Source organism: Bacillus sp. 0102A (assembly GCF_036765155.1).
GTDB lineage: Bacteria > Bacillota > Bacilli > Bacillales > Bacillaceae > Bacillus > Bacillus subtilis_G.
The window spans coordinates 1-12,827 of the sequence record NZ_JBAIZW010000016.1 but is presented as its reverse complement, the minus strand read 5'-3'; the positions used below and the strand labels follow the sequence as shown (position 1 = coordinate 12,827).

The 12,827-nt window shown below is 44.8% G+C and carries 3 protein-coding genes; all 3 read left to right on the top strand.

Annotated features, from left to right (window positions below):
• A partial coding sequence (locus V6D41_RS21320) for an amino acid adenylation domain-containing protein (protein WP_333519559.1) occupies positions 1–3,697 on the top strand: 3,697 nt, incomplete at its 5' end.
• 24 nt (positions 3,698–3,721) lie between these two features.
• Complete coding sequence (locus tag V6D41_RS21315; RefSeq protein WP_333519558.1) at positions 3,722–11,404, top strand: amino acid adenylation domain-containing protein; 7,683 nt, start codon at positions 3,722–3,724, stop codon at positions 11,402–11,404.
• Positions 11,405–11,423: 19 nt separating this feature from the next.
• On the top strand, positions 11,424–12,827 hold a 1,404-nt coding region (locus tag V6D41_RS21310; protein ID WP_333519557.1), incomplete at its 3' end, for a condensation domain-containing protein.

The following is a 12,827-nucleotide window of genomic DNA, read 5'->3' as shown; positions in this document are numbered from 1 at the left end:
GCTGGCGCTTCGGACACGCCCGGAGGGCGGGAAGCCGTTTGGACAGTATTTGCAGGAAGTGCGTGACACAGCATTGGAAGCGTATGAACATCAGGATTATCCGTTTGAAGAGCTCGTCGATAAGCTTGGGGTAACGCGGGATATGAGCCGGAATCCAGTGTTTGATGCGATGTTTATCCTTCAAAATACAGAAAAGCAGGACATAGAACTGGAAGAAATAAAAGTCCGGCCAGCCAATTTCCCGCATCACATTTCTTTATTCGATATGACGTTTATAGCAACGGAAACAGATGGAGCCATCTGCTGTGAAATGGAATTCAGTACAGAGGTATTCCTAAAAACTACGGTTGAACGCTGGGCAGCTCATTTCAGCGAATTTCTGCATGCGGCACTTTCTAAACCTGAAATAAACCTTTCACAAATAAATATACTTAGTGAAAAAGAAAAACAAAAAATAGCCTTTGAATTCAACAAAACTCAAGTTGAATTTTCTCAAAAAGATGTTCCTTTTCATCGCATATTTGAAGCGAGAGCTGAAGAAACACCAGAACATATAGCTGTTATTGATGACGAAACACAGATTAGCTATCGGATTTTAAACGAAACAGCCAATCGCCTGGCACGGACATTGCAAAAAAGAAAAAGAACGAGACCAACTGTGGCTGTTTTAGCCAAGCGGTCCATTGATGCAATTGTTGGAATCCTAGCAGTGATGAAAGCTGGCGGAGTGTATATCCCAATCGATTCACATTATCCAAAAGCCCGTATTGAATATCTTATCCGTGATAGCGGGGCAGACATTCTTCTTTTGCAGCAGGAGTTGAAGCATTTGATTTCAAACTCTTCTCAATGTGATATGTCTCACATCTGCCTTGACAATGAGGGCTCTTATGAAGAAAACAGCTGCAACCTTGACTTATCTCCTGCTCCTGAAGATGCAGCATATATCATTTATACGTCAGGAACTACGGGCGCGCCTAAAGGCGTTATTGTCACCCATCGGAACTTTACTCATGCAGCTCTTGCGTGGCGTCAAATTTATGAACTGGATCGGAAGCCTGTCAGACTGCTTCAAATGGCGAGCTTTTCATTTGATGTCTTTTCAGGAGATTTGGCGAGAACATTGACCAACGGCGGGACGCTAATCGTTTGTCCTGATGAAAAGAGGCTGGAGCCTGCTGAATTATATGGAATCATGTGCTCCCAGCGAATCACGATCATGGAGTCGACACCGGCCCTCATTATCCCGATGATGGAGTATATATATCGTAACCGGCTCAAGCTTCCTGACTTAAACATACTGATTCTTGGTTCCGACATGGTAAAAACTCAAGATTTCAAAACACTGACAGAGCGCTTTGGCCAAAGCATGCGCGTCATCAATAGTTATGGCGTCACAGAGGCAACGATTGATTCCAGCAGCTATGAAACAAGTATGGGAGAAGAGTATTCGGGAGATAACGTACCCATCGGCATCCCGCTACCGAATGTACACATGTACATACTCAGCCAGACTGATCAAATTCAACCGATTGGCGTTGCCGGCGAGCTGTGCATCAGCGGGGCCGGTATTGCTAAAGGCTATCATAATAAACCTGACTTAACACAATTGAAATTCACAGAAAATCCATTTGTCTCTGGGGAAAGGCTGTACAGAACCGGTGATCGAGCCTGCTGGCTTCCAAACGGAACGATCCGGCTGCTTGGCCGAATGGATTATCAGGTGAAGATAAATGGATACAGAATTGAAACAGAAGAAATTGAGAGTGTACTGCTTCAAACAGGGCTTGTCAGAGAAGCTGCAGTTGCCGTTCAGCATGATAAGAATGGACAGGCTGGTTTATCAGCATATATCGTGCCTTCAGACGTCAACACGAATGCTCTTCGTACTGCTTTAAGAAAGGAACTGCCGGCGTATATGATTCCTGCGCATCTGATTGCTTTAGAAAACATGCCGCTGACCCTAAACGGAAAGCTGGACAGAAACGCCTTGCCGGCTCTAAATGATGTGTTTTCGCGTCCATATTCCGCACCAGTTAACGACATACAAGAAACGATAGCGCAAATATGGGAAGATGTACTGTCCATCTCTCGAGTCGGCATTCAAGATTCCTTTTTTGAGCTTGGCGGTGACTCAATTAAAGCATTACAAGTGGCAGCGCGACTGGCAGCTGAAGGCTGGAGCATGACAATACGCGATTTATTCCGTTATCCAACGATTCACGAGCTAAGCGGACATATCACACCATTGGCATCTCAAGCAGATCAGGGACCTGAGGAAGGCGAAGCTGAGCTCACCCCGATTCAGCGAAGATTTTTCTGGCAGGATTACGCTTTTTATTATCATTACAACCAGTCCGTTATGCTTTTTAGCGAAAAAGGATTCAATGCGAATGCGCTTCGGCGAGCGCTGCGTAAAATAACCGAGCATCACGATGCGATTCGCATGGTGTTTCAACGAAATCAAAACGGCCATGTCGTTCAGTATAATCGCGGAATGAATCACAACGATCGTGAACTGTTCGGCCTTCACATCGCAGACTGGACAAAAGAATCACTGGAAAGGACTCATCTTGATGAAAAACTAGCCGCTGAGGAAACCGTCATTCAAAGCAAAATGAATGTACAAAAAGGGCCTCTGCTGCAAGCAGGTTTGTTTAAAACGGCAGAAGGGGACCATTTGCTGATTGCGCTTCACCATCTAGTGATAGATGGCGTTTCTTGGAGAATACTACTTGAGGATTTAGCTGCAGCATACCAGCAGGCTTTAGAAAAACATGAGATCCAGTTACCGCCAAAAACGGATTCTTATTTGTCCTACGCCAATGGTCTTGCCCAAATTGCTGAAAGCAAACAATTGCTTGCAGAAAAATCATATTGGCAATCAATTTTGGACGCTCACACTGCTTTTCTGCCTAAGGACACGGAAAATGTGCCAGGAAGACTGCAAATGAACAGCGATACAGCGGCGTTTGCACTATCCTGGCGATGCACTGAAAAATTGCTGTTTGAAACCCCGCAAGCCTATGGCACTGATGCTAACGAACTTTTGCTTACGGCGTTAGGAATGGCGCTTTCTGAATGGACAAAGCATGACAAAATCGTGATCAGCACTGAGGGGCACGGAAGAGAAGGGTATGTGCCAAACATTGATATTTCACGTACAGTTGGATGGTTTACTTCCATTTATCCTATTCTTCTGGACATGAGTGTTCCGGTGCCTTTCGACGATCAGCTCGCTTACCGAATAAAGACGACAAAAGATATGCTGAGAAGAGTACCGAACAAAGGTACTGGTTACGGATTGTTAACACAGATAGGAGAACTGCAGTATAAAGAGCCTGAGATCAGCTTTAATTATCTCGGCCAATTCAGCGAAGAGAAGGAAGCTGAAACGTTTCAATTATCATTTTACCAGCCTCGTTACGAAATAGCGGGTGAGAGAGAACGAGAGTATGAGCTGGACATCAATGCTCTCATTACAGACGGACGGCTTCAAGTAAAAGCGGTATACACCCAAGTGTTCAACCAACACTCAATTGAGTGTTTTATGGATCGTTTTCACAGGCATCTTATCGAGATGATTGAGCATTGTTCGCAGAAAAAAGTACGCGAAAAAACGCTGAGTGATTTCAGCAATAAGGAATTAACGTTGTCTGCATTATCTAGCATCGAAGATCTCGTGAAAGATCTTTAACTTTTGAAAAGGTGTGTGGAATTGATGGCACAATCGGCAAAGATTCAAGATATTTATCCGTTATCGCACATGCAGGAAGGAATGCTGTTTCATTCACTGATGGATTTCAGCTCAAAAGCCTATGTCGAACAGACCTCGTTTACGATCACAGGGAATCTATGCATCGACTCGTTTCAAAAGAGCTTAAACCTTCTTGTTTCCCGGTATGATATTTTCAGAACGATTTTTATTAAAGAAGTCCAAGATCTTACAGGTCCGCAGCAGGTAGTCCTGTCAAACCGGGAATTGACAGTGTATCGAGAAGATTTTTCTCACCTGGCCGATCATGAACAGCAGGCTCTGATTGATGCTTTTATGACCAAGGATCGGGAAAAAGGATTTAATTTGCAAAAAGATCCGTTAATGCGTCTTGCCCTTTTTGATAGAGGCAACAGCCAATATACATGTGTCTGGACACATCACCATATCATCATGGATGGTTGGTGTCTGGGCATTATTCTTAAAGAGTTTTTCAGCATGTATGATTCGCTCAAAAATAACTCACCTGTACGGCTTGGCAGCACGGTGCCGTACAGCCGCTATATTGAATGGCTCGGAGAACAAGATCAAGAAGAGACTGCTGCTTACTGGAGCGGGTATTTGAAGGAGTACGGCAATACCGCTTCTATTCCCCGGATAAAGAGCCGCCCAGCGGACGGGGATTATGAAGCCGCTCAGGTCCGCTTTTCTTTAGCGCCGGAAACAGTTGAGAAACTGGCAGAAACCGCCCAAAAATGGGGAGTCACTTTAAACACGTTGTTTATGAGCATTTGGGGCGTGCTCCTCCATCGGTATACCGCCTCCGATGACGCAGTTTTTGGCTCCGTCATTTCGGGACGCCCGTCAGCGATTGATGGGATTGAATCAATGGTCGGATTGTTTATTAATACTGTTCCAGTGCGAATTCGATCTGCGGAGGGCTTGGCGTTTTCTTCGCTTGTCAAAGCCGTGCAGGAGGAAATTTTAGCATCTGAACAGCATGGGTATTATCCGCTTTATGAGATTCAAAACCATAGTCCTTTGAAGCAAGGGTTGATTGATCATATATTTGTCTTTGAAAATTATCCTATTCAGCTTCATCAGGCATTAAGCATTGAGAGCGAAAATGAGGAAAACGCGCTGAAGCTGGGTGACATTTCAATGTCCGAACAAACCAATTACGACTTTAATATCGTTATCGTTCCGGGAGAATCATTTTATATCAAATTCAGCTACAACGCAGCCGTTTACGAACGGGAGGAGATGCTGCGGATCCAGGGGCATCTAAAACAAGCACTAGATTGCATTTTGGAAAATCCGGATATTACCGTCAATGACATCAATATCGTGCCCCCGGAGGAGCAAAAAGTTATCCAATTGTTTAACGAAACAGAACGGCCTTATAGGAACAAAACGATAGCCCAATTGTTCGAGGAACAAGCTCACAAAACACCTGATGCTGATGCATTGAAAATGGGTGATGAATGCTGGACCTATCGCCAATTACATGTAAGAGCCAACCAGATTGCGCACGCCCTAGTAGAAAAGGGTGTTGGACCTGGAGATATCGTGGCTGTGATGATGGGCCGGTCAATGGAGATGCCTGCCGCTCTGCTTGGGATTTGGAAAGCAGGGGGGGCTTATATGCCGCTCGATCCAAATTTCCCAACAGAACGCCTTTCTTTCCTGCTGAAGGACAGTTCAGCGGATCTATTGCTGATAGAAGAAGACCTTATGTCATTCATCCCGCCGCACTATGAAGGAAATGTGATAACGATAGAACATACAGCAAGTCACCAAACAGCGGCTCCAGATGTGCCGATTGGTGATCTCGCTTACTTAATCTATACGTCGGGAACGACAGGACGCCCTAAAGGTGTTCTAGTTGATCATCAAGGCATTGCCAATACATTGCAATGGAGACGGGAAGAGTATGGCATGACCGAACAGGATCTATCTCTCCATCTGTTTTCATATGTGTTTGACGGTTGTGTGACGAGCTTGTTTACCCCGCTTTTATCCGGTGCATGCGTACTGCTGACAACAGATGACGAAGCGAAAGATGTTTTAGCTCTTAAGCGAAAAATAACCCGATATAAGGTCAGTCACATGATCATTGTTCCATCTCTGTACCGGGTGTTATTGGAAGTGATGACTGCTGAGGATGCAAATAGTCTTCGTATTGTGACATTCGCGGGTGAAGCGGTGACACCTGATCTGCTTGAGATGAGTCAAAAGATTTGTCCTTCTGCAGAACTGGCAAATGAATACGGGCCCACAGAAAATAGTGTGGCAACAACCATATTGCGTCATCTGAACGAAAACGAGAGGATCACAATCGGACACCCGATTGCGAACACAGAAGTATTTGTGTTACACGGAAATCAACTGCAGCCGATCGGTGCGGCCGGCGAACTGTGTATTTCCGGCGCGGGTCTTGCCAGAGGATACTACAAACAGCCAGAACTGACAGAGAAAGCATTTTCCGATCACCCATTCCTTGAAGAGAGGCGTTTATACCGAACAGGTGACGCAGGCCGTTTTTTGCCGGATGGAACGATTGAATATATTGGACGTTTTGATGATCAAGTAAAAATGAGGGGTTACCGCATTGAACTGAGAGAGATCGAAACAGTTCTTCGACAGGCACCGGGGGTGAAGGAAGCAGCGGTATTGGCTCGTGATGCTTCTGCTGAGGACAAGGAGCTTATTGCTTATATCGTTCCGGAAAAGGGAAGCAGTCTCCCGGATTTGCATCGCCATCTTGCTGGGACATTGCCGTCCTATATGCTTCCCGCAAGTATTATCAACATCGGCAAAATGCCATTAACATCCAGCGGGAAACTTGACCGTTCAGCACTTCCTGAACCAAAAAACAATGCGGCTCTCACATATATGCCGCCCCGAACCTTAATCGAAGCTGATCTCGCACAGATTTGGGAAGATGTGCTGCATAAACAGAAAATCGGCATTCGTGATGATTTCTTTCAACTAGGCGGACAGTCCTTAAAAGCGGCCGCACTCGTATCAAGAATACATAAAAAGCTTCATGTCGAGCTGCCGCTCAGTGAGGTTTTCTCTTACCCGACAATTGAAAGCATGGCAGTCAAATTGATGAGCTTAAAAGAACATGCTTTTACACAGATTGAGCCTGTGGAGCAAAGAGAGGTCTACCCGCTGTCTTTCTCGCAAAAACGATTATATGCTCTTCATCAGCTGGCAGATGACAGCACAGGCTATAACATGCCCGCTGTACTTGAATTGTGCGGAAATCTAGATCGCCAGCGGTTGAGAAGAGTTCTCACAGAACTTGTGAATCGGCATGAAACATTGCGGACTGTTTTTGTGCTTGACAGTGGAGAGCCCGTGCAGATCATTTATCCAGAGATGGCTTATGACCTGAAAGAGCTTGAAATGGAATCAAAACAAATGCTTGAGTCTGCAATCGAGTCCTTCATCAAACCGTTTGATCTATCGGCCGGTCCGCTCTTTAGAGCATGTGTCATTTCAATGGGCAATAATCACGGATTTTTGCTGCTCGATATGCACCATATCATTGCCGACGGTGTCTCGATGAGCACGCTTGTCCAAGAATTTACTGACTTATATTGCGGAAAGGAACTGCCAGCTTTAAATCTGCATTATAAGGATTTTGCTGTTTGGCAGCAAGAGAAGTTTCCGAAAGACCTATACAGAAAACAGGAGGCCTACTGGCTTGATCAGCTTGGCGGGAGTCTTCCTGTATTAGATTTACCGCTTGATAAAACAAGACCGCGTCTCCCTGATTTCAGCGGTGGAACAATTGAAGTAAACATTGATCAAGACACCGCAAATGAGCTGCACCGTTTAATGGCTGAAACGGGAACAACGTTGTATATGATCCTTCTGGCTGTCTATTCTATTTTGCTATCCAAGCTTAGCGGGCAAGAGGATATTGTTGTCGGCTCGCCCGCTGCCGGAAGACCGCACGCTGATCTGGAGCGCGTCATCGGGATGTTCGTAAATACATTAGCGATGCGCAGCCAGCCGGAGGGCCACAAAACGTTCAGCTCGTATTTGCAGGATATTCGCCGTCTGGCTCTGACAGCTTATGAACATCAGAATTATCCTTTTGAAGAGCTGGCAGATAAGCTCGATACACATCGAGAGGTAAATCGCAACCCGCTGTTCGATGCGATGCTCGTGCTTCAAAGCAGTGAAGATTTCCAGTTTGAAGTGCCTGGTCTATCGATTTTATCTGTCACTCCAAAACACGATATATCCAAATTCGATTTGACATTACACGCTGAGGAGTATTCAGAGGGAATTCGCTGCCGTTTTGAATACAGCACCGCTCTTTTTGAAGAAGAGACCATTGCGCGATGGGCATCCTATTTTATTGAACTGGTTAAAAATGTAATAGCGGATAACGAGATGAGAATTTCGGAAATGCAATTGCTACCTTCTGCAGAGCGGGAGCTGCTCCTTGAAAAAATGGGACACTATGCGGCTTATCCGAGAAATGAAAACATTGTAAGCATATTTGAAAAGCAAGCGGCTGAACATCCTGATCATCTCGCAGTGGTGTGCGGCCACTCTCAGCTTACTTATCGAGACCTGAAAGAAAAAGCAGACCGGACAGCTGCTATGCTCATCAAACAAGGGGTCGGCACTGGGGACATCGTCGGTCTGATGCTCGATCGGTCACCTGATATGATCATTGGCATTTTATCGATTTTAAAAGCGGGAGGGGCCTACTTGCCGATTGATCCTGAATATCCTCAGGACCGTATCAGCTTTATGCTCAATGACAGCGGGACAGAACTGTTGCTGACAGAGCGCGGACAAAATAAACCGGCAGACTACAGCGGGAAAATGTTGTATATCGGTGAAGCTAAAAATGATTCAATTCCGGCTGATTTAAAAATCCAAGAAACTCTGGCGGATCAGCCGGCATACGTGATATATACATCCGGAACCACGGGCAAGCCAAAGGGCGTCATGGTCGAGCACCGCAATGTGATCAGTCTTTTAAAGCATCAAAACCTGCCTTTTGAATTTGGCCATGAAGACGTCTGGACGTTCTTGCATTCATATTGCTTTGATTTCTCTGTATGGGAAATGTTCGGTGCGTTATTGAACGGAAGCACACTAGTCGTGGTCTCTAAAGAAACAGCCCGTGACCCCCATGCATTACGATTATTGTTAAAAAAAGAACGCGTCACTGTACTCAATCAGACTCCGACTGCTTTTTACGGCCTGATGCATGAAGATCAAAACCATCCGGGTCGATTAAACATCCGATACGTCATTTTTGGCGGCGAAGCTTTACAGCCCGGCATGCTTCAAAGCTGGAATGAAAAATATCCTTATACTGATCTGATCAATATGTACGGTATTACAGAAACGACGGTACATGTAACATTCAAAAAATTGTCCGCAGCAGACATTGCAAAAAATAACAGCAATATCGGACGGCCTCTTTCAACTCTGCAGGCTTATGTGATGGATGCTCATATGAATCTGCAGCCGACCGGAGTTCCAGGGGAGCTTTATATAGGCGGTGAAGGCGTAGCACGGGGATATCTCAACAGAGATGAGCTGACCGCTGACCGTTTTGTACCCAATCCTTATCTTCCGGGGGACAGATTATACCGAACGGGAGATCTTGCTAAACGCCTGTCAAATGGCGAGCTGGAATACGTAGGCCGCATTGATGGTCAGGTTAAAGTCAGAGGGCATCGTATCGAGTTAGGCGAAATCCAAGCGGCGCTTCTTCAGCTTCCGATTATTAAAGAGGCGGCTGTCATCACAAGAAAAGATGAGCAAGGGCAAACAGCTGTATATGCATACATGGTGACAAAAGATCAACAGGTCGCAAATACATCAGATATCCGAACTTCTCTAAAAAACATGCTGCCTCACTTTATGCTGCCCGCCCGTTTAATACAGATTGACAGCATCCCGCTGACTGTTAATGGAAAGCTCGATCAGAAAGCCCTGCCGGAACCTGATAAACATGCTTATCCTGCTGATGATATCAGCCCTAGAAATGAGATTGAAAAGGTAATGGCTCATATTTGGGAGGAGCTTCTTGATGTGAATGAGCTGGGCATAAGCGCCAATTTCTTTGAACTTGGCGGAGATTCTATTAAAGCGCTGCAAGTTTGCGCCAGACTGAAGCAACGCGGATTCGAAACGACAGTACGTGAGATGTTTGAACATCAGACTCTGGGTGAACTGTCCGCTCGTGTTCGAAAAGCCGTACACGTCATTGACCAAGGTACGGTAGAAGGCGAGATCACTTGGACACCTGTCCAGCAATGGTTTTTCTCGCAATCTCTGGAGATGCATCATTTTAATCAGTCCGTTATGCTCAAACGGACTGAACGATTTGACGAAATTTCTCTTAGAAAAGTGCTAAGAAGCCTGGTGACTCATCATGACGCACTGAGAATCGTATGCAAATATGAAGATGGCCAGCCGGTGCAGTTGAATAGAGGGATTGATCTTCCAGATGAAGAGTTATATGCTCTTGAACTGTTTGATGTAAAGGGTAACTTAACAGAAGCACAAAACAGGATTAAGGAAACAGCCAGCCAGATGCAGAAGGATATTCGTTTGGAAACCGGCCCCTTGCTTCACGCTGGATTGTTTAGAACCGAAAATGGTGACCATTTGTTTCTGACGATTCATCACTTGGTTATTGATGCAGTTTCATGGCGCATTTTGTTCGAGGATTTTTCAACAGCTTACAAACAGGCTGTATCAGGAGAATCTATTAAACTGCCGCAAAAAACAGATTCATATTTAACGTATTCACAAAGAATAGCTGACTACTCTAAAAGCCGCCAGATGCAACGCGAAGCAGCGTATTGGGAAGAGCGCGAGAACCGTCACATTCAACCTATTCCTAAAGACAATGACGCAGCGCCTAACCTATTCAAAGATACAGAAGTGATTGAATTTGAACTGTCCCGCCATCACACCGAATTATTGTTAACTGCTGCAAATAAAGCATACAGCACGGAGATGAATGATATCCTGCTGACAGCTTTAGGTCTTGCTCTACAACAATGGACGGGCTCTGACCAGTTTAAAATCAGCATGGAGGGCCATGGAAGGGAATCATATCTTGGGGACATTGATATGAGCAGAACTGTCGGCTGGTTCACCTCGATTTATCCTGTGTGGCTTGATATGAGCGATTCTGATCATAAGAACAAAGATGAACGGCTGGGCCATCTCATTAAACAGACAAAAGATATGCTGCATCGTATACCGAATAAAGGCGCAGGCTACGGTGTGCTGAAATATATCAGCAAAAGATGGGGCTCTGAGAAAAACACCCCGGAAACCAGCTTTAATTATTTAGGCCAGTTTGATCAGGATATTCAATCAAAAGCCTTTGAGGTTTCTGACATCAAACCAGAAAATGAGATCAGTTCGAACTGGGAGCGGCCTTATGCTCTGGATATCAGCGGAGCTGTTTCTTCGGGTTGCCTGAACATGCACATCATCTATAACAGGCTTCAATTTGAGGAAAAAACAATCCAAACATTTGCCGGGCATTTTAAACAGACTCTGGAAAACATCATTGAGCATTGTACAGGCAAAGAAAACCGAGAATGGAGCGCATCTGATTTCACCGATGAAGATTTAACGCTTGATGAATTGAGTGAGATTATGGGAGCCGTCAACAAACTATAGGGAGAGGAGATTCATACTGATGCCGCAGCAACCCGAAATAAAGGATATATACCCTTTGTCATTTATGCAGGAAGGGATGCTTTTTCACTCACTGTATGATGAACAGTCAAGAGCTTATTTTGAACAGGCTTCTTTTACGATACATGGACAGCTTGACTTGGAGCGTTTCCAAAAAAGTATGGATGGTGTTTTTGACAGATACGAAATCTTCCGAACGGCGTTCATCTATAAAAATGTAGCCAAACCTCGCCAGGTCGTGCTCAAGCATCGTCCTTGCCATGTTCATTTTGAAGATATTTCCCATCTCAATGAAAGAGATAAAGAACATTGCACCGAGGCATTCAAAGAACAGGATAAATCCAGAGGCTTCGATCTCCAAACGGATGTACTGATGAGAATATCTATTTTGAAATGGGGGCCTGATCGTTATATCTGTATCTGGAGCCACCATCATATTTTAATGGATGGCTGGTGTTTAGGTATTGTTATTAAAGACTTTCTCCACATTTATCAAGCGCTCGGAAAAGGACAGGTTCCGGATTTGCCTCCCGTACAGCCGTACGGGACGTATATTAAATGGCTGATGCAGCTAGACCGAGAAGAAGCAGCTGAGTATTGGAAAAAGAGGCTTCAGTATTTCGAAAAAGCGACGCCTCTGCCCAAAAGAACAGATCAAATGCCAGATGGGACATTACAGCAAATCACGTTCACTATTTCTGAAAAAGAAACCTCCGAATTACAGAAAATCGCAACAGCGTCTGGTGCGACGCTAAACACTGTTTTCCAAGCTTTATGGGGAATCATGCTCCAAAAGTTCAATCGCTGCGGCGATGTTGTGTTCGGATCAGTTATATCAGGCAGACCTTCTGAGCTAAAAGATGTGGAAAACATGGTCGGACTTTTTATCAATACCATTCCTATTCGAGTCCGAAGTGATTCCCTTTCTTTTTCTGACCTAGTCAGCAGGATGCAAAAGGATATGACTGAAGCAGAAGCGTATAGTTACTTCCCTTTATATGACATTCAGGCGCAGAGTGCTCTTAAACAAGAGCTTATCGATCATATTATTGTCTTTGAAAATACACCTACCCAGCAAGAGATTGAAGGGCTGAATCAGGCTGGATCATTTGATTTCTCCGTGAAAGATTTTGAGATGGCAGAGGAGACCAACTATAGATGCAGTGTCAAAGTGATCCCAGGCCGTACCTTGTACGTTCGGATTCATTTTCATACTGGCGCTTATCAATCAAATATGATGTCTGAGATAAAAGATTATTTACAGCACATGATCTCTGACATCATCTCTGATCCAACTCTTTCCGTGTCAAAGATGACATTGCTGGATGAGAACAAAACAAGGAAAATCGTTTCTCAAAATAACAGGTCTGTATCCGTTTCGCCTAAAGCCCCAACCCTCCACGGA